At 68.7% G+C, this 25589-nt stretch carries 25 protein-coding genes; 7 read left to right on the top strand and 18 right to left on the bottom strand.

All coding sequences use genetic code 11. From position 1 onward, the window contains the following. Positions 1–189: 189 nt before the first annotated feature. Positions 190–693: a 30S ribosomal protein S9 gene (gene rpsI, locus ACLJQ7_RS22660; RefSeq protein ID WP_410650161.1), complete on the bottom strand. Its 504-nt coding sequence runs from the start codon at positions 691–693 to the stop codon at positions 190–192. Between the two features lie 14 nt (positions 694–707). Beyond that, entirely contained in the window at positions 708–1160 is a 453-nt protein-coding gene (gene rplM, locus ACLJQ7_RS22655; protein WP_005166833.1) for a 50S ribosomal protein L13, read from the bottom strand. A gap of 276 nt (positions 1161–1436) precedes the next feature. On the opposite strand from rplM, the gene ACLJQ7_RS22650 reads away from it, so the two are divergent. Then, positions 1437–2327 carry a hypothetical protein gene (locus ACLJQ7_RS22650; RefSeq protein ID WP_410650160.1) on the top strand — a complete coding sequence of 297 codons (891 nt, stop codon included), beginning with the start codon at positions 1437–1439 and terminating at the stop codon, positions 2325–2327. 59 nt (positions 2328–2386) lie between these two features. Then, positions 2387–3130, top strand: a complete 744-nt coding sequence (locus tag ACLJQ7_RS22645; RefSeq protein ID WP_410650159.1) for a DUF4333 domain-containing protein — start codon at positions 2387–2389, stop codon at positions 3128–3130. A gap of 123 nt (positions 3131–3253) precedes the next feature. Here ACLJQ7_RS22645 and ACLJQ7_RS22640 read toward each other — a convergent pair whose 3' ends face one another. The 5 genes from ACLJQ7_RS22640 to eccCa form a co-directional block, all read right to left on the bottom strand. After that, positions 3254–3538: a WXG100 family type VII secretion target gene (locus ACLJQ7_RS22640; RefSeq protein ID WP_410650158.1), complete on the bottom strand. Its 285-nt coding sequence runs from the start codon at positions 3536–3538 to the stop codon at positions 3254–3256. 52 nt (positions 3539–3590) lie between these two features. Further along, positions 3591–3911 carry a WXG100 family type VII secretion target gene (locus tag ACLJQ7_RS22635; protein WP_350573364.1) on the bottom strand — a complete coding sequence of 107 codons (321 nt, stop codon included), beginning with the start codon at positions 3909–3911 and terminating at the stop codon, positions 3591–3593. A 232-nt stretch (positions 3912–4143) separates the two neighbouring features. Then, positions 4144–4506 carry a hypothetical protein gene (locus ACLJQ7_RS22630; RefSeq protein ID WP_410650157.1) on the bottom strand — a complete coding sequence of 121 codons (363 nt, stop codon included), beginning with the start codon at positions 4504–4506 and terminating at the stop codon, positions 4144–4146. 12 nt (positions 4507–4518) lie between these two features. Further along, positions 4519–6459, bottom strand: coding sequence for a type VII secretion-associated protein (locus ACLJQ7_RS22625; protein ID WP_410650156.1), 1941 nt, complete (start codon positions 6457–6459; stop codon positions 4519–4521). A 68-nt stretch (positions 6460–6527) separates the two neighbouring features. Then, on the bottom strand, positions 6528–10535 hold the full coding sequence (gene eccCa / locus ACLJQ7_RS22620) for a type VII secretion protein EccCa (protein ID WP_410650155.1): 4008 nt from the start codon (positions 10533–10535) through the stop codon (positions 6528–6530). Between the two features lie 469 nt (positions 10536–11004). Here eccCa and eccD point away from each other — a divergent pair, with 469 nt between their 5' ends. Both eccD and mycP read left to right on the top strand, forming a co-directional pair. Next, the gene (gene eccD, locus ACLJQ7_RS22615) at positions 11005–12369 is read left to right on the top strand and encodes a type VII secretion integral membrane protein EccD (protein WP_410650154.1); all 1365 of its coding nucleotides are present in this window, start codon (positions 11005–11007) and stop codon (positions 12367–12369) included. Between the two features lie 23 nt (positions 12370–12392). Continuing rightward, positions 12393–14033 carry a type VII secretion-associated serine protease mycosin gene (gene mycP, locus ACLJQ7_RS22610; protein WP_410650153.1) on the top strand — a complete coding sequence of 547 codons (1641 nt, stop codon included), beginning with the start codon at positions 12393–12395 and terminating at the stop codon, positions 14031–14033. Between the two features lie 87 nt (positions 14034–14120). On the opposite strand, the gene ACLJQ7_RS22605 is transcribed toward mycP, so the two are convergent. The 3 genes from ACLJQ7_RS22605 to eccB all read right to left on the bottom strand — a co-directional run bounded on the left by ACLJQ7_RS22605 (position 14121) and on the right by eccB (position 17261). Beyond that, positions 14121–15260 carry a WXG100 family type VII secretion target gene (locus ACLJQ7_RS22605; protein WP_410650152.1) on the bottom strand — a complete coding sequence of 380 codons (1140 nt, stop codon included), beginning with the start codon at positions 15258–15260 and terminating at the stop codon, positions 14121–14123. Positions 15261–15264: 4 nt separating this feature from the next. Then, entirely contained in the window at positions 15265–15579 is a 315-nt protein-coding gene (locus tag ACLJQ7_RS22600; RefSeq protein ID WP_410650151.1) for a hypothetical protein, read from the bottom strand. A 68-nt stretch (positions 15580–15647) separates the two neighbouring features. Further along, the gene (gene eccB, locus ACLJQ7_RS22595) at positions 15648–17261 is read right to left on the bottom strand and encodes a type VII secretion protein EccB (RefSeq protein ID WP_410650150.1); all 1614 of its coding nucleotides are present in this window, start codon (positions 17259–17261) and stop codon (positions 15648–15650) included. Positions 17262–17819: 558 nt separating this feature from the next. Here eccB and eccE point away from each other — a divergent pair. The 3 genes from eccE to ACLJQ7_RS22580 all read left to right on the top strand — a co-directional run bounded on the left by eccE (position 17820) and on the right by ACLJQ7_RS22580 (position 20927). Continuing rightward, positions 17820–19001, top strand: a complete 1182-nt coding sequence (gene eccE, locus ACLJQ7_RS22590) for a type VII secretion protein EccE (protein ID WP_410650149.1) — start codon at positions 17820–17822, stop codon at positions 18999–19001. After that, on the top strand, positions 18998–19720 hold the full coding sequence (locus ACLJQ7_RS22585) for a hypothetical protein (protein WP_410650148.1): 723 nt from the start codon (positions 18998–19000) through the stop codon (positions 19718–19720). The genes eccE and ACLJQ7_RS22585 overlap by 4 nt, the downstream gene beginning before the upstream one ends. A gap of 244 nt (positions 19721–19964) precedes the next feature. Then, entirely contained in the window at positions 19965–20927 is a 963-nt protein-coding gene (locus ACLJQ7_RS22580) for an endonuclease domain-containing protein (protein WP_410650147.1), read from the top strand. On the opposite strand, the gene truA is transcribed toward ACLJQ7_RS22580, so the two are convergent. The 8 genes from truA to rpmJ all read right to left on the bottom strand — a co-directional run bounded on the left by truA (position 20897) and on the right by rpmJ (position 25580). Beyond that, positions 20897–21730: a tRNA pseudouridine(38-40) synthase TruA gene (gene truA / locus ACLJQ7_RS22575; protein WP_410650300.1), complete on the bottom strand. Its 834-nt coding sequence runs from the start codon at positions 21728–21730 to the stop codon at positions 20897–20899. The two genes, ACLJQ7_RS22580 and truA, sit on opposite strands and share 31 nt — an antisense overlap. A gap of 73 nt (positions 21731–21803) precedes the next feature. Next, on the bottom strand, positions 21804–22367 hold the full coding sequence (gene rplQ / locus ACLJQ7_RS22570) for a 50S ribosomal protein L17 (protein WP_034304270.1): 564 nt from the start codon (positions 22365–22367) through the stop codon (positions 21804–21806). 75 nt (positions 22368–22442) lie between these two features. Next, positions 22443–23516, bottom strand: a complete 1074-nt coding sequence (locus tag ACLJQ7_RS22565; RefSeq protein ID WP_005166811.1) for a DNA-directed RNA polymerase subunit alpha — start codon at positions 23514–23516, stop codon at positions 22443–22445. A 127-nt stretch (positions 23517–23643) separates the two neighbouring features. Further along, positions 23644–24249, bottom strand: coding sequence for a 30S ribosomal protein S4 (rpsD, locus tag ACLJQ7_RS22560; protein WP_184899070.1), 606 nt, complete (start codon positions 24247–24249; stop codon positions 23644–23646). A 23-nt stretch (positions 24250–24272) separates the two neighbouring features. Continuing rightward, positions 24273–24680 (bottom strand): 30S ribosomal protein S11, encoded by a 408-nt coding sequence (rpsK, locus tag ACLJQ7_RS22555; RefSeq protein ID WP_004558885.1) that lies wholly within the window; start codon positions 24678–24680, stop codon positions 24273–24275. 18 nt (positions 24681–24698) lie between these two features. After that, on the bottom strand, positions 24699–24884 hold the full coding sequence (locus ACLJQ7_RS22550) for a hypothetical protein (protein ID WP_034304268.1): 186 nt from the start codon (positions 24882–24884) through the stop codon (positions 24699–24701). Next, positions 24881–25261 (bottom strand): 30S ribosomal protein S13, encoded by a 381-nt coding sequence (rpsM, locus tag ACLJQ7_RS22545; RefSeq protein ID WP_005166805.1) that lies wholly within the window; start codon positions 25259–25261, stop codon positions 24881–24883. The genes ACLJQ7_RS22550 and rpsM overlap by 4 nt, the downstream gene beginning before the upstream one ends. 205 nt (positions 25262–25466) lie before the next feature. Then, the gene (gene rpmJ, locus ACLJQ7_RS22540; protein WP_004558882.1) at positions 25467–25580 is read right to left on the bottom strand and encodes a 50S ribosomal protein L36; all 114 of its coding nucleotides are present in this window, start codon (positions 25578–25580) and stop codon (positions 25467–25469) included. Positions 25581–25589 lie beyond the last annotated feature (9 nt).

Here is a 25589-nt window from a genome sequence, read left to right as displayed (position 1 = left end):
GTTTCGCCTTTAGCGGGCTAATCGCGACGCGCGCGACTTTAGCGGGCTAAACGTGACACGGGTGGGGCGCATGGGGCGAGTGTGACTGGTGGGACTTCGGGGCGAGCGGGGGCCGAAGGACCCCGGAAACACGGAAGCGCCCATCCGAGAGACGGATGGGCGCTTCCGCGGGTTGCGCCAGAGGCGCGATCAGCGCTTGCTGTACTGCGGAGCCTTACGGGCCTTCTTGAGGCCGTACTTCTTCCGCTCCGTGGCGCGGGCGTCACGGGTCAGGAAGCCGGCCTTCTTCAGGGCCGGACGGTCGTCGGCGTCGACCTCGACGAGCGCACGGGCGATCGCGAGACGGAGCGCACCGGCCTGGCCCGAGATCCCGCCACCGTGCAGGTTGGCGAAGATGTCGAACGATTCGGGCTTGTCGACCGTCACCAGCGGCTCACGGATGAGCTGCTGGTGCACCTTGTTCGGGAAGTACTCTTCGAGCGTGCGGCCGTTGAGCTTGAACTCACCGGTACCGGGAACGACGCGCACCCGGACAACGGCTTCCTTACGACGGCCGACGGTCTGGGCGTTGCCACCGGCGGCACGCGACGGGCGCGGGGTGGCCGGGGTCTCGCTGGTCGCGACGGCGTCGCCGACCGGAGCGGTCTCCGTGGTCGCGACAGCCTCGACGGCCTCGGTCTCGGTGCTGGTCACAGACTGTTCCTCACTCACTGCGCGACCTGCGCGATCTTGGTGATCTCGCGCGCCTGCGGCTGCTGCGCGGCGTGCGGGTGCTCGGCACCGGCGTAGACCTTGAGCTTCTTCGCCTGGGCGCGGCCGAGCTTGTTCTTCGGGAGCATGCCCTTGACGACCTTCTCGAGCAGGTGCTCGGGCTTGGTGTCCAGCAGCTCGCCGAAGGAGCGCTTACGCAGACCACCGGGGTAACCGCTGTGCCGGTACGCGAACTTCTGCTCGCGCTTGTTACCGGTGAGCGCGACCTTCTCGGCGTTGACGATGATGACGAAGTCACCGGTGTCCACGTGCGGGGCGTAGGTCGGCTTGTGCTTGCCGCGCAGCAGCGTGGCGACCTCGGTCGCGAGCCGGCCGAGCACGACATCCTCGGCGTCGATCACGTGCCAGGCACGAGTGACGTCGCCGGGCTTGGGGCTGTACGTGGGCAAGGGTCTACCTCGTCGTCAACATTGCGTGTGGGTTCTGTGCGGGCCTAGCGCTTACGCGCCGCAGCGCACAACGACATATGAAGATACCCCCACGCCCGACCCTACTGCGAAGCGGGGGTCGGTCCGGGGTCCCCTACTAGGACCGGCGCCCGGCGGGCGCCCCGCAACTGTACCCCGCCGGTGTGGCGGAACCGCCCACGGCATCGTCCTTCGCGGGAGAGGATGAGACGATCCGGACGCGCACCGCGCGCGGGGGACTCGATCAGGGGAACGGCGATGACCAAACGTCCAACGACCATCTTGTGCGTGCTGAGCGCCGTGCTGGCGCTCACCACCGCCTGCGGCCAGGGGCGGGCGGGCACCGCCGTGCCGAAGGGTGACGACGCGGCGACCTACGTCGGCACGAAGTTCGAAACGGCGATGAACAAGCTCCAGGACACCATCGGCCAGCAGCGCGACGTCACCAGCGAGTCGGGCGCCTACTTCCGGTTCGACGAGAAGTACATCCGCAGCACGATCTCCTCGGCCCGCACCGGTTCGCCGGAAGGCCGGATCAGCCGTCAGCGCTCGCAGAAGAACCCGGACGACAGCATCGACTGGTACACCCCGGCCGACGGGACCGTCGAGTACGTGTACCTCGGCCCCGTCTACAAGAGCCTCGCCCCGACGCCGTGGGTCTCGATGCCGAAGTCGGAGGCGGGGCTGGCGATCCCGTGTGCCTGGGTCGGGATCATCACCGCCTGCAAGATGGCCGACGCGATCGCCGTGTCCTACAACGCGGACAAGAAGATCGTGAAGGGCGCCAAAAGCCTTCCGGAGAACCGGATCGAGCTGACCGCCGACGTCCCGTTCGGGAAGTTCATGGAACGGCGGGTGGAGGTCCTGCCGCCGTCGATCAGCGGGGCGGTCACGGCCGAGATGAAGAAGGCCCCGGTGCGCACCACCGTCTCCCTCAACTCGGACGGCACGCTGAACCAGATCGTCATGGACGCCAAGTTCGAAGGCGGCGGGCACAAGATCGAGCTGCGCTACGACTTCCGCTTCACCGGCAAGGCGAGTACGCAGGACCTGCCCAAACTGCCCGACGCCTCGCAGATCACCGTGCTGCCGGACAAGGCGGCCAAGGAGGACTTCAATCGCCGCTTCAGCGAGTTGAAGGGCGTCTGAGGCATGGCTCCCTTTAGTCCCGACGCCGTGAAGTTCCCGAAGTCCCGAGGTGACCACCGATGAGCCAGCCCCCCGAACAGCAGCCGCAGCAGTGGTGGCAGCCGCCCGCGAATCCCCCGAACCAGCAGCAGGGCTGGCAGCAGGAGGGCCAGGCCACCGGACCGCATGCCGGGCAGTGGCAGCAGAACGACCCGAACGCGGCGGCCACTGGCTCCTACACGGGGCAGTGGCAGCAGCAGCCCGGCGTCACCGGGTCGTTTTCCGGGCCCTGGCAGCAAAGCGGCGCCCCCGCGCCGGGGACGGCATGGCAACAACAGCCGCAACCGCAGCAGCAGCCCGTGCCGCAGCAGCAGGATTGGCAGGCACAGCAACAAATTCCGGGCACTCCCCCGCAGGGACAGTACGGCGGCGGGTTCCAGCCCGCCCAGCAGACACAGTCTTCTCAGTACGGCGGGCTCGGTGCTTTCGGGGCAGAGCCGAAGAAGCCCAAGGCGGCCAAGAAGACCTTGCTGATCGGCGGGATCGCCGCCGCCGTCGTGATCGCGGGCGGCGTCGGTGCTTGGCTGCTCGGCGCGTTCGCGGGCGACACGCTCGACCAGAAGTCGGTCCAGGACGGTGTCGTCCGCGTGCTCAACGAGCACTACGGGGAGCCGGACGTGAAGAACGTGTCCTGCCCGTCCGGTCAGCCGGTGGAGAACGGCACCACGTTCGACTGCTCGATCGATCTTTCGGGACAGCAGAAGAAGGTCACCGTCCGGGTGCTGAACACCACCCCGGAATTCGAGGTCGGTTCACCACACTGACCCCGCTGCCGGACGAGAAAAGCCGCGACGATCCCGTCGCGGCTTTTCCTTTGACACAAACGAAACGGCGGGCTCGGCATCCGGAGATGCCTGCCCGCCGTTGCTCGTTCGGAGCCGGAAGACTCAGAACAGGCCGGTGACGCCCTGTTCCGTGGCCTGGTAACCGTCGGCCAGCTGCGGCAGCACGCCGGCGACCTGCGCGAGCAGCTGCTTGAGCTCCTCGAACTTGTTGTCCCACTCGGTCTGCGCGGCGATGTACGCGGTCTGCGCGTCACCCTGCCAGGTGTTGACCAGCGGAGCGAGGTCGCTCTTCAGCTGACCGAAGAGGGACTCCAGCTCGCCTCCGGTGGTCTTGCAGTCGTCGGCCGCCGCGTGGATCGTGGCGTAATCGACCTTCATCTCGCCCATGAATTCCTCCAGTGATTAAGAAAAGTCTTGGATTTTGCGGGGTGAAGCCAGCTCAGCCGAGGACGCCGAAGCCCTTGTTGACCGAGTTGATGAGTTCCTGCTGCTGCTGCTCGGAAGCGTTGTACTTCGAGCCGGCCTGCTCGAGCAGGTCACCGATGTTCTGGAGGGCCTGGTTGAGTCCGCGGCCCGTCTCGTCGAAGCGCTTCATCACGTTGTTGAACGCGATCGAGGCGTCGCCGGTCCAGCCCGCGCGGGTGGCCTCGATGTTGTCGCGAAGCTTGCTCAGGTTCTGGTCCATCGAAACGCGAACCTCGGTCACCCGCTTCTCAGCCTGGGTGAACTGCTCGACATTCCCCTGAAAACCGCCAGCCATGGGAGCTACCCCCTTCGTTCGTGGTTATCCGTACTCGGTGAAGTTCGTTTGGTACGGACCTACGACGGAGACACTGCCACGTCTGGTTCCCTCTTGTCGCTCGTTGGTTTCAAGTAGTTGCTTGCGTTAACGCTCCCGGCGGGAACCGGACGCGGGAACTCGGCGCGCGCGCCGCGGTTCGCCCACAGAAAATGGCTCTCACCACGCGATTTAGCGAACGCACACAGATCGTTCAATCGCCGCGGCTCATGATTCGCGACTGCGAAAAGTCCTCATCGTCATCACCCACACGTGGCCGTCTGGCCGCCGGTTCTGGCCGAAGGGGAACCAACTCGGCCGCCGAGGGCAAAGCGGGAACCGGAAGACCGGCGCCGACGCGGAACCGTTTCGCCGCGTTCCGGACGACGGCGGGAGTCGGCGCGGTCTCGCCGCCCGCGAGCCGTCCCTTGCCGAATTGCTTCGCCAGTTCGGCGTTCTCACCCCGGCGGCGTTCGTAGCGCGCCTTGGCCGTGCGGGCGACCTGCCGCGCATAAGTGACCGCGTCGCGCCCTGTACGCGCGAAGTGTTCGGCGGCGGTCTCGGGTTCGGGTGGCATGCGCCTCCCCCTTCAGTTGATGACCACCATCGTCTTGACGACCTGCTCGCAGGCCGCGCTCACGCGTTGTTCGAGCGGTGAGCCGGTGCCGTACTGGCACCCGATGTGAACGCGAGTCTTTCCCTGCACGACGACGTACCAGTCGACGCGCGCGCTCGGCTTGGTCTCGCGGTAGTAGATGACGGTCTTCCCGGCGTACTGCGCGGCACCGTTGAAGCCGCTGTACTTGTCCGGCTCTTGCCGCGCCAGCGCGGCGAGTTCGTCGACGAGCTTCTGTCGGTCGGCCGTCGCGTCGTAGTCCATCACGTTCTCCTGCGCGACCACGAGGTCGTCGCCGGTGAGGGATTCGCTGGGGTGGATCACCACCTGACGCTTGGCGACGCGGTCGTCGGTCTGTGTCCAGTCCGGCGGCGCGATGAAGCGGTAGTCGTACTGGGCGAGCGTGCGGCCCTCCGGCTCGGCCTCGCCGCTGTTGACCGCCAAGAGGATGCCTCCGACGACCGCCGCGACGGCCACCACGGCGCCGGCGATGATCCAGGGCAGCTTCTTGTTCTTCCCACCGCTCTCGGCGGGCTTGGGTTCCCGGGCGGGCTCACCCGGCCGCCACGGCGGGGGCGCCGCCATTCCCTGCTGTCCCATCGGAGGCGACGGCGGCCCTTGTCGCGTCGCGTTTAGCGGGCTAAACGCGCTCTGCGGCGGTGGGCCGGGCGGGAACGGAGGGCGCGGGACATCGGGACGCCGGTCGGCCGGGGCGGGCGCGGGGCCGCCGCCGACACGGGAGACCGCGGAGCCCGCGAGCGAACCCGTCCGGTCGGGATCGATCAGCACGGCGCGCAGGGCACCGCGGGCGACCACGGTCTCCGGCTGATCCAGGGTCGTGGGTACGACACCGGTCCGCTCGTGCACCAGCCGGGACACCATCGGGATCCGGCTGGACCCGCCCACGAGGAAGATCGCCGTCAGCTGCTTCGGCCGCAGCCCGGAATCGCCGATCGCGGCCACGGTCAGCTCGACCGCCCGGCCGAGCGGGCCCGCGATGAGCCGCTCGAGGTCCTCCCGGGTCACATGCGCGTCGGCGAACGGCGGCGGCATCGGGACGTCTGTGTACGCGTGCCGCGACAGCGTCTCCTTCGCGCCCCGCACGTCCTGCCTCAGGACGCGGCGACGCCGTCTGTCCGTGAGCTCGCGGCCCTCGACGAGCTTCCGCCATTCCGGCGGGTCGACGGACGACACCAGCGAACCGACGTGTTCCAGGAGCGCCTGATCGACGTCCGCTCCCCCGAAGCTCGGATCGCCCCGGGTGGCCAGCACCTGGAACCCGGCGCGTTTAGCGGGCGAACTGCGATCCGCCGGGCTGCCGGGCATGCGCTGCACCACGGAGACGTCGACGGTGCCGCCGCCGAGGTCGAGTACCGCCAGCGCGTCGCCGGGGCGGCCGCTGAACTCGATGGTGCGCTCGGAATTGAGGTCGGCCGGGGCGAACGTCGCCGCGTGATAGACCGCCGCGGCGACCGGCTCCGGCACGAGCGCGACCTGACGCGCGAGCCCGCCCGCCGCCTGCCGGAGCAGCCGGGTACGGGTCGCGCCCCAATCGGCGGGATGGGTCAGGACGAGCAGCTCGACCTCGGCGTCACCGGCGAGCCGGCGCGCCTCGGTCACCGCGCGCTTCAGCACGGCGTGGACGACGTCGGTCACGCGCAGGACGTTGTCGCCCAGCAGCAGGTCGCCTTCGTCGATCCGGCGCTTCGGATTCGGCTCGTAGCGCGACGGATCCACCGCCGCCTGCCGCTCCGCCTCCTGGCCGACGAACAGCGTCCCGTCCGGCGCGGCGTAGACCGCCGACGACATCAGGGGCTGCCCGTCCACCACGACGACCTGCGGCTCGCGGCCGTTGATCGAAGCGACTACGCAGGTGCTCGATGTCCCGAAGTCCACCGCAACCCGCACTGTCACAAGCCACTCCCGCAGATCGTCGTCGTCATCCCACGCCCGGCCCGTACCTCACCTGGTTCCGCGGGAGGTCAGTCCGGCTGGATCCACGAGACCTGCATGAGCTGCTTGCCGTGCTTCCGGGTCACGAGGTTGCCTCGGCCCGGCGGCATCTGGCTCGGCTTCACGTTCGCGACGAGGTTGCCTTCGTCGCGCGAGCCGTTCATGACCATACCGGGCGCCGCGATCTCCCTGAGCTTGCCGAGGATCGGGTCGAACATCGCTCGGCTCGCGCCACCACTGCGGCGCACGACGACGATGTGCAGACCGACGTCCTTCGCCTGCGCGAGGAATTCGGCGAGCGGCTTCAGCGGGTTGCTCGTCTGCGTGGCGACCAGGTCGTAGTCGTCGACGATGACGAACAGTTCCGGACCGGTCCACCAGGACCGCGTCTTCAGCTGCTCCTGCGTGACGTCCGGGCCGGGGAGCCGCCGGGTCATCGACCCGTGGACGTCCTTGACCATGCTGTCCAGCTGCGCGGCGGACACCGCGTAGCCGAGCAGCTGGTCTCCGCCGACGAAGCCGAGCATCGTGCGCCGGTAGTCGACGAGGATGATGACCGCTTCCTGCGTCGTGTACCGCTCGGTGATGCCCCGGGTGATCTGGCGCAGCAGGTTCGTCTTGCCCGACTCGCCGTCCGCGAACGCGTAGAAGTGCGAATCGGCGGCGAAGTCGAGGTAGATCGGCTGGAGGTCTTCCTCGTTGACACCGATCGGCACCAGCTTCGTGTTGCGCTTGGTGTCGATGGACAGGACCTCGTCGTAGGTGACCATCTCCGGCAGCAGGCGGACCTGCGGCGCCGGGCGGCCCTTCCACGCGGCCTTGATCTTCGCGACCGCGTCGGCGACGCCGGCGGCGACGTCGTCCGGGTTGCTCGATCCGTCGATCCGCGGCAGACCGGTCAGCAGGTGTAGCTTGTCCCTGGTGAGACCGCGGCCGGGACGCGCGGCCGGGACGTTCACCGCGACCCGGCGGTCGATGTCCGACTCGCTCGGGTCACCGAGGCGCAGCTCGAACCGGGAACCGATCATGTCCTTGATCGCCGGACGGATGTCCGCCCACCGGTTCGCCGCGATGATGACGTGCACGCCGTACGAAAGACCCTGGGTGGCGAGCTTGGTGATCGAGATCTCCAGCTCGTCGAAGTCGTCCCGCAGCGCCTTCCAGTTGTCGACGATCAGGAAGGCGTCACCGAAGGCGTCTTCCTCGGGCTTGATCTCGCCCCGCCGCTTGCGGTTGCGGAACTCGTTCATCGAGTCGATGCCCATCGCACCGAACCGGCCTTCCCGCTCGGTGAGCAGGGTGGTCAGCTCGGCCACGATCCGGCGGGCCTTGTCCGGCTCGCGCCGGGCGACGGCCACCCCGCCGACGTGCGGGAGGCCCTGGAGACCGGCCAACGTACCGCCACCGAGGTCGAGCGCGTAGAACTGCGCTTCCTCGGGGGTGTGGGTCAGCGCCATCGACATGATCAGCGTCCGGAGCATGGTCGACTTGCCCGACTGCGGACCCCCGACGATCACACCGTGCCCGGCGCCACCGGAGAAATCGGCCCACAGCAGGTCACGACGCTGCTCGTACGGGCGGTCGACGATGCCCATCGGCACCTGGAGCCGTCCGTTGCCGAAGAACCCGACCGGGGAAAGACCGCGGTCGTCGGTGGGGTTCAGGTTCGGCAGCAGGGTGTCGAGCGAGTTCGGTTCCTTGAGCGGCGGCAGCCACACCTCGTGCGCGGGCGGGCCCTGGCCGATCAGCCGGGACACGATCACGTCGAGCTCACTCGGCTCGACGGCCTCCTCCGACTTGGCCTCTTCCACCGGCGCGGCCTCGATCTGCTGCGGCTCCGGCTCCTTCGGCAGTTCGACGAAGTCCGGGACGAACAGCTGCGGGCGCTTGTCCGCGCGGACCACGGTCGCGACCGGGCCGGCGGCCTTGATGCCCGCGGGCCGGTACGGGCCCGAGACGTACGCGGCCTTGAAGCGGACCAGCGTCGAGGTGTCGTACTTGAGGTAACCGCCACCGGGCACGGACGGCAGCTCGAACGCGTCGGGCACACCGATCGCGGCACGGGATTCCGCGGCGGAGAAGGTCTTCAGACCGATGCGGTAGGACAGGTGCGAGTCGAGACCGCGCAGCTTGCCCTCTTCCAGCCGCTGCGACGCGAGGAGCATGTGCATCTGCAGCGACCGGCCAAGACGGCCGATGGCGACGAACAGGTCGATGAAGTCCGGCTTCGCGGCCAGCAGCTCGGAGAACTCGTCACAGACGATGAAGAGCGCGGGCAGCGGGTCGAGGTCGGCGCCGTTCTCGCGGGCCTTCTCGTACTCCCAGACGTTCTTGAAGTTACCGCCGTTCTTCAGCGCCTCCTGGCGCCTGTTCATCTCGCCGGCCAGCGCGTCCTTCATGCGGTCGACCAGCGTGACCTCGTCCGCGAGGTTGGTGATCACCGCGGAGACGTGCGGAGCGGCGTCCAGACCGAGGAACGTCGCACCACCCTTGAAGTCGACGAGGACGAAGTTCAGCGTGCTCGACGAATGCGTGGCGAGCATGCCCAGCACCAAGGTGCGGAGGAACTCCGACTTACCGGAACCGGTCGCACCGATGCACAGGCCGTGCGGGCCCATGCCCTCCATCGCGGCTTCCTTGATGTCCAGCTCGACCGGCTGGCCGTACTCGCCGACGCCGAACGGGACGCGGTAGCGGTCTCGCACCGGACGCGGCCGCCAGGCCTGCTGGACGTCGAAGGTCATCGGGTCGCCGGGAATGCCCAGCAGCTCGAGCAGACCGGGGTTGGACAGCAGCGGCTCTTCCTCGGCGGCGTCCTGCGCGGCGGTGCCGACGCGGTACGGGGCCAGGAGCCGCGCCAGTGCTTCGGATTCGACCACGCTGAGCGTGTCCGGGCGGCCGAACCACTCGACGCCGCCGGCGCTGCGCGCGCCGAGGCGGTCTTCCTCGACGACCAGCCGCAGACCGCGACGGGCCGCGAGGTTGCCGATGGAGTCGGAAAGGTCGATCAGGGTGACGCCGACCAGCCCCTCTTCGAGGATGATCTGCTCCTCGCGGGTGACCTCGGCGTCGTCGACGATGATGACGACGTGCGGCTGGTCCGGGGCGGGCGTCGCGTTGCGGGAGAAGCGCTGGCGGTCACGGAGTTCCTCGTCGAGCCACTGCTCGATCTGCGCGAGGGAGCCGGCCATCATCCGCAGCTGGCCGATACCGTCGGCGAGCGCCGGGTGCTGCGCGTGCGGCAGCCACTTCGCCCACTCCCACTCCTCCTTGGCGCGGCCCGCCGTCGCGACCGCGATGAGGACGTCGTCGGGGCTGTGGAAGGTGACCAGCTGGGCCAGCATCGCCCGGGTGAGACCGCGGGTGAGACCGCGGTCGCCCTGCATGCTGACCGCGGCGAACCCGCGGAGGGTGATCTGGGTCGGCAGGTCCGGGACGATCGAATGCGCGCGGACGAACCGGCGCAGGGCCAGCGTCGCGATCGGCTCCAGCTCGTCGACCGGGCCGGTCTGCGGCGGCACCAGCCGCGTCGCGAGGCGGTGCGAGCTGCGGCCGACGCGGAGGTGAAGGAAGTCCTGGTCGTTCTGGCGGCGTTCCCACATGCGGCGGCTCGCGGCCAGCGACCACATCGTCTGCGGGTCGGGGTGGACCCACTCGAGAGCAGCGCGCTGGTCGACCATGGCCTCGCGGGCCCTGTCGCGCATCTGGCCGAGGTAACGCAGGTAGTCCTTGCGGTCCTCGTCCATCTCGGCCTTCTTGGCGCCGCCGCCCTTGCCCGCGCCGCCGGCCATCATGCCGACGGTGCTGAGCACCATCATGCCGCCCATCATCATCATCATGGGATTGCGTCCACCCGTGGTGAACATGAAGACCATCATCCCGAGGGAGGCGACGATCATCACCGCGGGAAGCAGCTTCATGACGATGTTGCCCGGGATGGTGCGCGGCACCTCAGGCGGCGGTTCGAGATGCACCTCGCCGCCCGGCGGCCGCGGCGCCGCCAGACGCGGTGACTTCTTGAACTGCAGCGTGCTCATCGAAGGACCCCTCTTCAAACTCGACGATGGCGGCCACCGTTGGTGCGCGTACTGGTGCGCGAGACAACCTATCGAACGTGGCCGACGAAATCCGGACAACGCCGAGAACGGCCCCGGCCGGGACCGTACGCATGTCGGGAGTGTAGGGCTCCGGCTCCGCCGACGTGCGTTTAGCGGCCTAACTGCGATCCGGCGCCCAGACGCCCGACGTGCGTTTAGCCCCCTAATCGCGCTCCGGCGGTCGTGGGGCACCCGGGCGCCCAGGGCTCCGGCGCGTGACGATTAGGGGGCTAAAGTCGACGCGCCGGCGGCCGACCTGAGGGGGCTCGGGGGTCGCCTCTCTTACTTTTGCCGGTCTTTTTCCGACAGTCGATGATGTGGGCACCCGGGTTCGGTATAGGTTCCCCGGGGAGCAGACTCTCAGGGCAGGGGGAAGGCAGTGGCAACGGGCACGACGGTATTCAGCAGGGTGACGGTGGTCGCGCCACGCACCCGGATCGACGTGGCTTTGCCGGCTGACGTCGCGGTGGCGGACCTGCTGCCCATGCTGTTGGAGATGGCGAAGGAGGCGACGCCGGACGGCGGCGCCCGCCACGGCGGCTGGGCGCTGGCGAAGCTGGGCGACGCACCGCTCGACCCGAGCCGGACCCTCGCGTCCCTCGGCGTGGTCGACGGCGAGCTGCTGCAGCTGCGCAAGCGCAACGAGAACCCGCCGCCTCCGCTCTACGACGACGTCGTCGACGCGATCGCCGAGTCGTCTCCGGACAGCTTCCGTCCTTGGACCAAGGAGACGGCACGCCGCTTCGGGCACATCGCGGGCGGCCTCGCACTGTTCTTCGCGGCCCTCGCGCTCTTCACCAGTGGTTCTTTGTACGGCGGCAACGCGCTCGCCGCCGCGATCGCCGGCGGTGTCGGCGCGATCGCGTGCGTCGCGATCGGCGCGACGCTGGCCAAGGCCTACCAGGCCCAGGCCACCGGTGTCCTGATCGCCGCCGCGGGCGGTCTGCCGCTGGCGTTCGTCAGCGGGTTCTACATCGTGCCGGGGCTGTCCGTATGGGCGAACCTGCTGCTCGCGAGCGCCCTCGTGATCATCGTGGCGGCGGTCTGCATCCTCGTCATCGGGCACGGGATCACCATCTTCATCGCGGCCGCGACGACGGCCACGATCTCGGCGCTGACCTTCCTGGCCGCGACGCTCATCGACACCCCGATCGCCGGGATCGCCGCCGGCGCCACCGCGTTCTCACTGGCCTGCATCTCGATCCTGCCGCGCGCGACGATCAAGCTCGCGGCCCTCCCGACGCCGCACGTTCCCGGCAGCGCCGAAGAGCTCAAGGAAGACTCGGGCTTCCCGGACTACCGCGCCATCGAGCGCCGCACGGCGGTCGCCCACGAGTACATGACCGGTCTGCTGACCGGCTGCGGCGCGGCCACGGCGTTGTTCGCGATCATCGCCTCGACTTCGCCGACGGTCTTCGGCCCGATCCTCGGCGTGATCGCCACGCTGGTCCTGCTCCTCAGGGCGCGGGCGTACGCGAACGGCGCGCAGGCCATCGCCCTGCTGACCACCGGCATGGTGTCCGGCGCGGGCATCCTGCTCGGCTGGATGTGGTCGGCGAGCCCGCTGAACCGCGTCCTGTTCGTGTTCGGCGTGCTGCTGCTCATCGGCGCCGGCGCGCTCGTGGTCGGCGTGATCTTCCCGAACCAGCGCTTCTCGCCGCCGCTGCGGCGGACGGTGGAGATCTTCGAGGCCGTCTTCATCGCGACGGTGCTCCCGCTGGCGCTCGGCGTCATGGATCTCTACACGACGCTGCGCCACCTCAACTTCAAGTGACGACCCGATCGGATGATGCTCTGATGGCCGTAGCGCGGAAGTCCAGGGGGACGCGCGTCCGCCACCTCGGCCTCGCCGGACGCACCGGAGCGGTGCTGCTGGCGGCCGGGATCGGTGTTCTCTCACCAGCGCCGGTGGCTCTTCCCGCGTGGGCACAGCAAGGCAGCGTCGCGCCGGACGCCGGCGGCTACTACGCGATCCCGCCCCGGGTGGACCCGTCCAAGAAGCCGGCCGACTCGGGCAAGCCGGACAAGACCTACGAGAAGAAGACCGAGTGCGTCCAGCGCAGCAAACTCGGCGGCGACCAGGTCGACATCAAGAACCGGCCTTGGGGCCAGGAGTACCTGCAGATCGAAAAGGTCCACCAGCTGATGCGCGGCGCCAAGAAGTCGGTGGGCGGCGGCATCAAGGTCGCCGTGATCGACACCGGTGTCTCCGCGCACCCGTACTTCGGGGGCCGGGTCGAATCGGGTGGCGACTACGTCGCGCCACCCGGCGGAGGCAAGCCGCCGGGGCTCGAGGATTGTGATGGTCACGGCACCGAAGTAGCGGGGATCATCGCCGCGAACCCGCCCGACGCGAGCATCGGGTTCCGTGGGGTGGCGCCGGACGCCACGATCCTGTCGATCCGGCAGTCCAGCCAGAACTACGAGGAAGTCGAGAAGAAGGAAGAGCCGCCGCCTCCCGCGTCCAGCTCGGCTCCGCCGCCTTCGTCGAACAACCCGGGATCGCAGCTTCCGCCGTCCTCGCAGGGGAATGGCGCTGTCGGCGGGACCGCGCCTGGCCAGGACAAGGGCGGACGGCAGCAGGAGCAGGGCAAGACCGCGGGCACGCTGACCACACTCGCGCAGGCGGTGGTTCGCGCTGTCGACAAGGGCTCCAACGTCATCAACATGTCGGTCGACAACTGCCGCTCGGCCAACGGAAGCATCACCAAGGGCGAGCAGGAGCTTCAGGCGGCGGTGAACTACGCCGTCAATCGCAATGTGGTCGTCGTCGCGGCGGCGGGCAACGTCGGCGACAAATGCGTGCAGAACGATCAGCCGGATCCCAAGTCCCCCAAGACCATCGTCACGCCGCCTTGGTTCTCCGAAGACGTGTTGTCGGTCGCGGCGATCGACGAGACCGGCGGTGTCGCGGAATTCAGCGTCCACGGGCCGTGGGTCAGTGTCGCCGCGCCGGGCACCAAGATCATCTCCCTGGACCCCGCGGAGGGTTCCAGCAGCCTGGCCAACCTGACCATCGAGGGCGGCAAGGACCCCGGTCCCATCCAAGGGACCAGCTTCGCCGTCCCGTACGTCGCCGGTGTGGCCGCGCTCGTGCGCCAGAAGTTCCCGGAACTGACGGCCCGTGACGTGATGACCCGGATCAAGGCGACGGCGCAGCACCCCGCGGCGCCGGGCGGGCGGGACAACTTCGTCGGCTTCGGCGTCATCGATCCGATCGCGGCGTTGACGGCGATCGTGCCGTCGGAGGCGGACAAGGCCAAGCCGGTCCAGCTGCCCGCGAACCTGCCGCCCGCGAACGACCGCGACCCGGCCCCGATGATCGTCGCGCTCGCCGGAACCGGCGGGGGCCTGGTGGCGCTGCTCGTCACGCTGTTCGTGGTGCACTCGGTCCGCCGCAACCGGCCGACCGCCTCACCAGGCCGCAAGACCCCGTAAGACCTGCGTTTCGCGGGCTAAGTGCGATCTGACGCGGGCTCACCCCGAGCCGCCCAGATCGCACTTAGCCCGCGAAAGTCGCTCTGCCTACTTGGCGGGCTTGGGCTTCGGGGTGGGCTTCGCCGGCTTCTCGTCCTCGCCGATCACGGGCGGGACGACCTGACCGGGCTCACCGACCACGTCGGACGGCTTCGAGGCGGGCCGGGTCTTGGACTGGTGAGCCGTCTGACCGCCCCCGCCCATGCCGCCCATCCCCATCATCGGCGCCATCCCCATCGGCATCATCGCCGATCCGGCCCCGGCGACCCCCTGCCCGTGAGCCGGTGCGGCCTGAACGGGCGCGACCTCCGGGACCAGCGCCTGCCCTTGCTCGATCAGCGGTTCGTGCGACCCGGTCTGCCTGCCGTCGGCCGCGGACGGCGACGTCGACTGCTCTTCGTCCGCCGCATCGGAATCCGCCTGAGCGGGGGCCTTCTCGGGCACCGGCGCACCCTGCGCCTCGGAATCGTCGTGAAGCTTGAACTCGTCCTGCGGGTACCGGTGAGCGATTTCGATGCTCCGCGAGCCGGCGTCGGGATCGTCGACGCCGTCGCAAAACCGCACGAAGCCTTCGAGGACATTGCGCGCGGCTTCGTAGAGCGCCTTGGCCGACTCCTGCGCCTCCTCCAGCTGGGTCCGCGCCCGCCGGGCGCCGCCGACCGGCAGCATCGCGGTCTCGGAGGTCAGTTCGGCCGTGTCGACCAGGATCTCGACGAGGTCGGTCAGGATGCGGCGGATCGACAGCACCAGTTCGTCGAGCGAGCTCGCCAGCGTGGTGAGGGCGTCTTCGACGTCGGAGCCCGCGGCGTTGATGTCCACGATGTACGCGACGAAGGCGTCAGCGTCCTTCCCGGACCACCCGGCGTCGAGACGACCGAGGTCCTCCGACAGTTCGTTCGAGACGTTGCCCGCGGTCTTCGCTGCTTTCCGGAGCAGCTCCGCCTCGTCCTTCAAGTCCTCCCAGCGCCCCGCCAACGGGGTCAGGTAGGTCTCGACCGGATCGATCAGCCCCAGATGCCCGGCCAGCTCCGAGACGAAGGCGAGATGCGGTGCCGCGGCGTCGATCAGCTCCTCACCGCCTGACCCGATCGCGTTTAGCGGGCTAATCGCGATCGGGGTCGTCGCCGGGCGTGCGGCCGCCATCGGGTGCGGGATGGAATCCGTGGGGTTCTCCGATTCGGCGATCATGCGTTCAGAGCTCCACTGCGCGCTTGATCGTCTGCGCGGCCTCGTCGTCGTGCCCGGCGTGCCGCGCGGTCACCGTGTGCAGGGCTTCGGATGCCGACCTCAGCGCGGCCGCGCCCTCCACCAGCTGACGCCGGATGGCCTCGGCCGCACGACCATAGGACGCCCCGAGGCCCAGTTCCTCGCCCAGCGTGCCGTGGGACTCGACGGTGACGCCCTCGCCCGTCACCTCCGCGGCCGCCACGTCCAGCTCTCCGGCGGCCGCGTCCACCCGTTTCGCGTAGTCACCGACGACGTCACCGTCGATCTTCAGGCCGGCCACTGCACCCTCCACTCACCCGATTCCGCTCGGGCGTTGAGACGCTCGCGCCGTCCGGCGGGTTCCCGTGCTCAGTTACCCGCCGGAGCCTGCTGCGACTGCGTGGCGACCGACCCGGCCCTGTCGTCGATCGGCACCGTGTCGAACGTCCGGAGCACGTCCTGCGTGTTCAGCGAAGCACCCGTCGGCAGGATCCTGATGATGGACTCGGGGGCGGGCACCCGCTTGTTGAGCCCGATCGAATCCGCCGTGACGGCGTCGGGAACGCCGTACCGGATCCCGCGATCGGAGATCAGCTGGATCGGCCCCTTGTCGAAGGTCTCCTTGCCGGTCGCCGACTGGACGACCGCCGCGAAACCGGGCTCCATGTAGAAGCTGTTGATCGGCGCACCGACCGGGCCGGGGGTACCGATCTTGACCCCGGGGGCGGAACCGTCGGCGTTCCTGCCCTTCGGCAGCTTGTCGTCGACGAACACCGCCGTGTGCGCGTCCCGGGTGGCGCCCTCGCCGGCGACGGACCAGCTCAGGCAGGAGACCCGGGAACCCTGGGTCGCGTTGAGCACCGTCGGCACGGCCTGGGGGTAAGAGTCGAGCTCGACGACCTGGGAAACCCGCGTGAGGTTGCGGATCTTGCCCAGCGGCACGGACATGACCGAAGTGCTGCCGTCGTTCTTCCCGGTCTGCACGATGTCGGCGACGGCCGGGGAGATGGACTGGATGCCTTCCCTGGTGATGAGGTAGAAGTCCTTCCGGCCTTCGGCCTGCTCCGTGGAGAACACGTCGCCGACCCTCATGCCTTCGATCTCGTAGTTCGGGTTCTCACCCTTGCCAGGGACGTCCGGGAGCTTCAGCTCCGGCACCTCGGGGATCGCGTCCAGCAGGCCCTGCGAGATACCGCGGGGCTGATTGGGCAGCTTCAGGGCGGACCGGACGGCGTTCGCGTCAGGCTGGATCTCGGCCTTGACGGCGTTCGCGTTCCGGACGTTCGGGTCCGGCTTCTGCCGGTAGATCAGATACTCGCGGCCGTTGGCGCCCTTGGCCAGCAAGGCTTCGTTCTGACCGAGTTCGCGGCTTCCGAGCTGCTTCACACCCGCGTAGACGGTCGTCTCCGTCTTCGTGAGGTCCGGCTGGGGCACCGACGGGTCGTACATGACCTCGTCGCACACTCCCCAGTCCGCGGAGACCCGCTGGGATTCCGTCGGCATCAGCTGCGGGCCGTTCGGGATTCCCATGAGCTGGCCGCGGGGGATGTTCTTCAGCTGTTCGTCCGAGACGACTGTGGGGTTCTTCACTTCGGAGGCCTGCGTGGGCCCGGCGGGCTTGGCGCCCGCCTGCTGCGCCCCTTGCTTCGACTGCGCGATGATCAGCAGCCGCGCGGAGGCGAGGTTGAAGGTCGGGATCAGTTTCTTCGGGTTCCCGGCCACGACGTAGACCGTTCCGGACTGCTCGCCGATGACGATGTTGCCCGCCTCCGGCACGGATGGCTTCGGGCTCAGCAGGCCCCAGATGACGAAGACCAGGACGCCCAGCGCGGCCAGCACGACACCCACGATGGTGGCCCGCGTGTGCGTGCGCATCGGGTCGTGGAGCATGACCGCGTCGCGACGGACCAGCGCGGATTGCATCCGTCGCAGAACGAACTGATAAGCCTGAACTTGAGACTTAGTAGTCGGTGTTGATGGCATTCTCGACCTACAGTCCTCCCCGTCGCGGTACGGTTCCGCAGGATAGCCGTACGGGGACCGTCTGGTGTGGGGTTTCTACCAACTCCAGCTAGTGTCAAGTTCCTCGGGACCGGCTTTCCGGGTACGCAGCAAGCACGAGGGGAAGAGAAAGCGCGGATGTCCGTCACCACTCCTCCACGTCCGCCCGGCCCTCCGGGGTCGCAACCTCCCGGTCGTCCGCCGGGGCCGCCGCCCAGGCCCGGCAGACCGGGTGGTCCGGGTGGCCCGGCCGGAGGCCCGGGAGGCCCCGGTGTTCCTCGCGGTCCCGGGGGCCCAGGCGGCCCTGGAGGGCCTGGCGGACCGCAGGGTCCTGGCGGTCCCGGGGGTCCTGGAGGGCCCGGTGGTCCCAAGGGTCCCGGTGGCCCTGGGGGTCCGGGAGGTCCTGGTGGGCCAGGCGGTCCCGGCGGTCCTCCGTCCGGCGGCCCCGGCCCGCAGCCCGGTCCTCCGCCCGCTCCGGCGGTACGGATCGCCGCGCCCGCCCGACGCCGGACCGGCGGGATCAACCTCGGTCCGCTGCCCGTGGCGAACCTGGTCGTGCTCGAACTCGGGCTCGCGATCGGCCTCGTCCTGCTCGCGATCGACATGGAGCTCAAGTACGTCGCGATCGGCGTGCTCGCGTTCGCGATCATCATCGCGTTCCTGCGCTGGGGCGGCCGCTGGTTCACCCAATGGGCCGGACTCACCATGCGGTACACGTTCCGTTCGCACGATCGGGTGGCGAATCCGCTTCCGCCGAGCAGCATCGAGTCGCTCGCGGCCGAAGAGGACGCCGTCACCGGTCCCGACGACGCCCGCGTGAACCTGCTTCGCCTCGCCGTTCCCGATCTCGTCGTCGCGCACGGCGTGGACCACGAGCGCCAGCAGGTCGGCCTCGCGTGGAACGACGGGACGTGGACCGCCGTCCTGCTCGTCGAACCCGCGCCCGCGCTGATCACCCAGGCGGGTGGCGCGCCGAGCCTGCCGCTGTCCGCGCTCGCGCCGTGCCTCGAAGACCGCGGTGTGGTCCTCGACTCGATCCAGATGATCTGGCACTGCTACCCGGGCAGCGCCGCGCTTCCGTCGGACTCGCCCGCGCTCAGCTCCTACATGGAGGTGCTCGGCCCGCTCCCCGCGGCGGCCCGGCGGACGACGTGGGTCGCCATCCGGCTCGACCCACGCCGGTGCCCGGCGGCCATCCGCGAACGCGGCGGCGGCGTCGTGGGTGCGCATCGCGCCCTGATCGGCGCGCTCTCGCGGGTGCGCAACGCGTTGGAATCGCAGGGCGTGCCGACCCGGCCGCTCGACCCGGACGAGTTGCTGCGGTCGAGCATTTCGGCCGCGGAACTGACCGCGGTCGCCGGTTCGCAGGGCAAGGTCGGCCTGCAGGAACGCTGGACCGGCGTCACCGCTGCCGGTATCGGTCACGCGAGCTACGCGATCACCAGCTGGCCGAAGGGCAAGATCAGCGGCAGCCTGAACGCGCTGACCAGTGTCCGCGCGCTGTCGGCGACGGTGGCGATGTCGATCTCGCCGTCGGCGGACGAAGGCAAGATCGGCCTGCGGGGAATCGTTCGCCTGAGCGCGCGAAACCCGCGTGAACTGGACGCGGCCGATCAGCGGCTGCAGGGCATCTCGGACCGGTTGGGTGTGACGCTGACGCCGCTGCGCGGCCTGCAGATCTCCGGGTTCTCCGCGACTTTGCCGATCGGAGGCACGGCATGAGCACCCGCATGCGCGACGCAGGCCAGAGCACCGGTGTCGCCCCGGAATTCACCGTCGACCCAGCGATGCTCGACGCGATCAGCCCATCCGGTGATCGCGGCGGCATCGTCCTCGGCTCCGGCCTCAAGGGCGAGCCGCTGACGATCTCCGCGCTGCGCTCGACGCCGACCCGGATCGTGCTCGTCGGTGGTCTTTACCTGGCTCGCCAGGTGGCGCTGCGGGCGATGGCGGTCGGGGCGTGGGTCGTCGTGGCGACCGGCCGTCCGGCCGCGTGGCAGGTGCTCCCGCAGGCCGCGGGGAACCAGCCCAACGGCAGGCCTTCGCCGCTGGTGCAGATCCGGCGGCTGTCGCCGGTGGACCTCCCGCGGCCCTCCGAGGACGCGCCGCTGCTCGTGGTGACCGATGGTGGCCCGACGCCGCAAGATCTGTTCCCGCCGCGGTCGCCGTGGCAGACGACGATCTACGTGCTGCCGTACCTGCACCCGCAGGCCGGGGCGACCGCGAACGCGGCCGACCTGGTGCTGATGCAGCGGCTCCCGCCGGGGCAGGCCGAGCTGGCCGCCCGGATCTGGCGGCTCCCGCCCCAGATGATGAAGCAGCTCACGACGTTGAAGGACGACCAGGTCGTCGCTCTGGGCCGGAACCTCTGGCGACCTCTTCGCCTGGTCACCACGGCGAAAGAGCAACAGATCCTGGGCCCCGTTCGCCGGGGCGACTAACCCGCTCGCGTCGACTTTAGCGGGCTGATCGTGCTCTGCGGGGGCACTGTCCTTTTCGGACGGTGCCCCCGTCTTGCGTCCTGCGCGCGTCACGGTTAGGCCGCTAAATGCGCTCCGGGGCGCGAGGTTTGCATGTCAAGAGGCAATCTCGCCGGCTGTGGATAGACCGCGCGTTGTGGATAAACCGGGCTCGGATAGGCGGTCACGGCCATGGGTTGTCGGTCTTGTCGATCACCGTGTCGATATGACCAAACCCTTCGATTCATCTCATCTCCCCGAAGTCTTCCGCGGCTCGGAGGCGCGCAAGGCAGGCCTCATCACGGCAAGCCAGCTCCGCGGCTCGAGCGTCCGACGGCTGTTCCAGGACGTCTACACACGCGCCGACGTCGAGGTCACGCATGAGTTGCGGTGCCGAGGAGCCGCGTTGCTGGCGCCGCCCGAAGCGGTGCTGACCGGGCGATCGGCCGCGACCGTTCAAGGCGTCGAATTGGCGAAACCCAATGATCCGGTCGAGATGGTCGTACCGGAGAAACACCGCTTCGGCCCGATAGTCGGTATCAAGGTTCGGCGTACCGAAGTCCAACCCGAGGAATCGAGACCGTGGAACGGCATTCGGATCGCCCGGAAAAGCCGGACCGCGCTCGATCTGCTCCTCCGGCTTTCTCCTCGCAAATCCGGCTGGGTACGACGGCTCCGCATCGGCGTGCCTGATCTGGATCAGTTCATGAGAGCCGAGAAGCTGACCGACCTGCATCTCAACAGGGAGTTCTACGGCCGCCGTAACAGAGGAATCCGCTTGGCCAGACATGCTCTACGGCTGTCCGACCCGCGCGCGGAGTCGCCCCCGGAGTCGGAGCTTCGCATCGTGCTGGCCGCCGGCGGCATCACGGCGACGCCTCAACTCGAGGTCACCGCCCGGTCCGGCCATTTCCTCGCTCGCCTCGACCTTGGGGACGAGCAATTCAAGGTCGCCGTCGAATACGACGGCCGTTGGCACAACACACCGAAGCAACAAGCCCACGATCGCAAACGCCGAAGACGTGTGGAGGCCGAAGGCTGGCGATTCGTCATCGTCACCGCGGAGGACCTGGCGAACGACTTCAAAGGCATCGTCGAGTCCGTCTGGCGGGCCCGCCGCCGCGGCGCGTTTAGCCCGCTAACCGCGCCGCGGCCGGATCAGGAGGGAGTGCGCATGGCGCGCGTTTGATCGGCACGGGACGCGAGTTCGGCATCCGGCGGGTAGTCGACCGCCACCAGCGTCAGGCCGTGTGCGGGAGCCACAGCGCTGTCGCGCGTCCGGCTTGCCAGGACGTCGCCGGGCCAGCCCAGCGGACGACGGCCGTCACCGACCAAGAGCAATGCCCCCACCAGGCTGCGCACCATCGAGTGGCAGAACGCGTCTGCGGAGACGGCGACCTCGACCGCGTGCGGCCCGGTCCGCCGCCAAACAAGCCGCTGCAGCTCGCGAATGGTCGTCCCACCCTCGCGCTGCTTGCAGAAGGCCGCGAAGTCCTGCAGGCCCAAAAGAGCCTCCGACGCCTCGTTCATCGCATCGACCGAGAGCGGGCGGCCCCAGGCCAAAGTGTCGTGACGTCGCAACGGATCCACGCCCCAAGGCGCGTCCGAAACGCGGTATAGGTAATGCCGCCGCACGGCCGAGAAGCGCGCGTCGAACCCAGGCGCCGCGACCCGGGCATCCAGCACCCGCACGTCGCCCGGCAGGTACCGGTTCCAGCGGTGACGCATCCGCCCCAGGTCAGGAATGCCCTGCTGGTCCACTTCCAGACGACCGGATCGCGTTTTGCCCGCTAAAGGCGATGCGTCGACGTGGACCACCTGGCCGCCCGCGTGCACACCGGCATCGGTGCGGCCGGCGACGACGACGGACTTCGGGACCGATCCTCCTGGAGGCTGCTTCGCGAGCGCCTCTTCGAGCACTCCCTGGACGGTGCGCCGGCCAGGCTGCCGCGCCCAGCCCGAGAAATCGGTGCCGTCGTAGGCGACATCCAGACGCAGACGAACGAGCCCGCCCTCCGCAGTGGGAGTGGCGGGCTCGTCCGGGGTGTTCGGTGCTGTCAGGACGTCAGTCCTTCTTGCTGTCCGCGTCCGCGGCGGGGGCCTCAGCGGCCTCGTCGGCGGCGGGAGCCTCGGTGGCCTCCGGAGCCTCGGTGGCGGCCGTGTCGGCAGCCTCAGGGGCGTCGGTGGTCTCCTCGGCGGCCGGGGCGGCAGCCTTCGGCTCGTCCTTGGCGAACTTCGTCTTGCGCGCGGCCTCGGCCTCGGCGGTGACGGTCTTCTCGGCCACCAGCTCGATGACGGCCATGGGGGCGTTGTCGCCCTTGCGCGCCATCGTCTTGGTGATCCGGGTGTAGCCACCCGGACGCTCCGCGAAGAACGGACCGATCTCGGCGATCAGCTTGTGCACGACGTCCTTGTCGCGCACGATGCGCTGGATCTGACGACGGTTGTGCAGGTCGCCCCGCTTCGCCTTCGTGATCAGCTTCTCGGCCAGCGGGCGCACCCGCCGGGCCTTCGCCTCGGTCGTCGTGATCTTGCCGTGCTCGAACAGCTGGGTGGCCAGGTTGGCCAAGATCAGCCGTTCGTGCGCGGGCGACCCGCCGAGACGGGGTCCCTTTGTGGGGGTGGGCATCGGTTCTCCTCGTTCAGCTCACAGCTGGAGGCCGGGGCTCCCCCACCCCTACCGGTGAGGGAGCCGAAGCTGGCCTTACAGCTGCTCCGTCTCTGCGTAGTCCTGGCCATCGTCGTGGCCGTTGTCCGAAATTCCGTCCGTGATGCTGTCGACGCCCTCGGACCAGCCTTCACCGTCGTAGCTGGCCGCGGCCGCGGTCGGGTCGAACCCGGGCGGGCTGTCCTTCAGCGCGAGGCCGAGACCGACGAGCTTGAGCTTGACCTCGTCGATCGACTTCGCACCGAAGTTGCGGATGTCCAGCAGGTCGGCCTCGCTGCGCGAGACCAGTTCGCCGACGGTGTGGATGCCCTCGCGCTTGAGGCAGTTGTACGACCGGACGGTGAGGTCCAGGTCCTCGATCGGCATCGCGTAGGCGGCGATGGTGTCCGCCTCCTGCGGCGACGGGCCGATCTCGATGCCTTCGGCGTCGACGTTCAGCTCGCGCGCGAGACCGAACAGCTCCACCAGCGTCTTACCGGCCGACGCGACAGCGTCCCGCGGCGTGATCGACGGCTTCGTCTCCACGTCCAGGATCAGCTTGTCGAAGTCGGTGCGCTGCTCGACACGGGTCGCCTCGACCTTGTAGGTCACCTTCAGCACCGGGGAGTAGATGGAGTCGACCGGGATCCGGCCGATCTCCGCGCCCGCCTGCTTGTTCTGCAGGGCCGGAACGTAACCGCGGCCGCGCTCGACGACGAGCTCGATTTCGAGCTTGCCCTTGCCGTTCAGCGACGCGATGTGCAGATCCGGGTTGTGCACGGTGACACCGGCCGGGGGCACGATGTCGGCAGCGGTGACCTCACCGGGGCCCTGCTTGCGCAGGTACATAGTGACCGGCTCGTCCTCTTCCGAGGAGACCACGAGCTCCTTGAGGTTCAGGATGATGTCGGTGACGTCTTCCTTCACCCCGGGAACGGTGGTGAACTCGTGCAGCACGCCGTCGATGCGGATGCTCGTCACGGCCGCGCCCGGAATGGACGACAGCAGCGTACGACGCAGCGAGTTGCCGAGCGTGTAGCCGAAGCCGGGCTCCAGCGGTTCGATGGTGAACCGGGAGCGGGTCTCGTTGACCGTCTCTTCGCCGAGAGCCGGTCGCTGGGAAATCAGCATCTTTCCTATTTCCTTTCCAAACGGCGCCCGCCATATGACACCGAAAGGGATGGCGACGCGGCGGCGCATTCCGAGCGCCGCCGCGCGAACCCATACCGGGCCGGAGGATCTCCGGCCCGGTGATGGATCACTTCGAGTAGAGCTCGACGATCAGCTGTTCCTGAACCGGAACGTCGATCTGAGCGCGCTCCGGGAGCTGGTGGACCAGCACACGGAGGTTGGACGGAACAACCTGGAGCCACGCGGGAACGGGACGTTCGCCGAACGACTCCTTGGCAGCGACGAAGGGCAGCATCGCGAACGACTTCGGCCGAACGTCGATGATGTCCCACTTGCTGACCTGGAACGAGGGCACGTTGACCTTGACGCCATTGACCACGAAGTGACCGTGGCTCACCAGCTGACGCGCCTGACGGCGGGTGCGGGCGATACCGGCGCGGTAGATCACGTTGTCCAGACGGGACTCGAGGATCTGCAGCAGGTTCTCACCGGTCTTGCCCGGACGCCGGACGGCTTCCTTGTAGTACCGGACGAACTGACGCTCGAGAACGCCGTAGGTGTAGCGAGCCTTCTGCTTCTCCTGTGACTGCAGGAGGTACTCGGACTCCTTGATGCGCCCGCGGCCGTGCTGGCCCGGCGGGTAGGGGCGACGCTCGAAAGCCTGGTCGCCGCCGATGAGGTCAACCTTGAGGCGACGCGAAATACGCGTCGCGGGGCCGGTGTAACGAGCCATTTCTTCTTACTCCTCCCCGTTCCTCAGACCCGGCGCCGCTTGGGCGGGCGGCAGCCGTTGTGAGGCTGCGGGGTCACGTCCTGGATGGTGCCGACCTCGAGGCCGGCCGCCTGCAGCGAGCGGATCGCCGTCTCGCGACCCGAACCCGGGCCCTTCACGAAAACGTCGACCTTCTTCATGCCGTGCTCGGCAGCCTTGCGGGCGGCGTTCTCGGCGGCCATCTGCGCGGCGAACGGGGTGGACTTACGCGAGCCCTTGAAGCCCACGTGACCACTCGACGCCCACGCGATCACGGCACCGGTCGGGTCCGTGATCGAGACGATGGTGTTGTTGAAGGTGCTCTTAATGTGCGCGTGACCGTGCGCGACATTCTTCTTTTCCTTACGGCGGACCTTCTTGGCCCCCGCCGCAGTACGAGACTTCGGTGGCATGTTTTGAGGGTTCTCCTGTTAGCGCGCGTTCTCTTGGTGAGCGGCGACCGCTTCGGCCTGTCCGCGCCGGATGATCGAACCGGCGTCGGTGTACAGGTTGCGGAGCGCCATCGGGCGGGCGTAGAGCGCCTTGGGCGAGACACAAGCCGAGCCACGACGGCGGACGCCGCCCATCTGCACGACCTTCTTGCCCTGGACGCTCACTTCTTGCCAGCCTTCTTCTTGCCGGCGACCGTCTTCTTCGGACCCTTACGGGTGCGGGCGTTCGTCTTGGTGCGCTGACCACGGACGGGAAGTCCGCGGCGCCAGCGAAGGCCCTCGTAGCACCCGATCTCGATCTTCCGACGGATGTCGGCGTTCACCTCGCGGCGAAGGTCACCCTCGACCTTGAAGTTCTCCTCGATGTAGACCCGCAGCTTGGCGAGGTCGTCATCGCTCAGATCCTTGACGCGAGTGTCCGCGTTGAGCTCGGCAGCAGCGATGAGCTGCTTCGAGCGGGTACGGCCGATGCCGTAGATGTAGGTCAGCGCGATCTCCAACCGCTTTTCGCGGGGGAGGTCTACGCCAGCGAGTCGTGCCATTGGCGTTGATGCTCCTTCATAGAATTCATCTTCAGGTCTGCTCCCCGTCCGGTCCCGGGACCGACTCGCCTGTCGTGCCCTCTGCTTGCGCTTCGGGTGTCCCGGCCTCGGCCTGAAGTCCGAGGGTGAACCGGGCCGTTCGCACGGCCCGGCAGGTGCGGGGAGATTGTGTAGCCGTCAATCCACTCTGTACGAGTGCGAGTGATCAGCCCTGCCGCTGCTTGTGCCGCAGGTTTTCGCAGATCACCATGATCCGGCCGTGACGGCGGATCACCTTGCACTTGTCGCAGATCTTCTTGACGCTCGGCTGGACCTTCACGTCTCCTGC

The organism is Amycolatopsis sp. cmx-4-54 (genome assembly GCF_046548895.1).
In the GTDB taxonomy this organism is placed as follows: Bacteria; Actinomycetota; Actinomycetes; order Mycobacteriales; family Pseudonocardiaceae; genus Amycolatopsis.
Note: the sequence above shows the minus strand (reverse complement) of the source record. Positions and strands in the feature narration are given on the sequence as shown.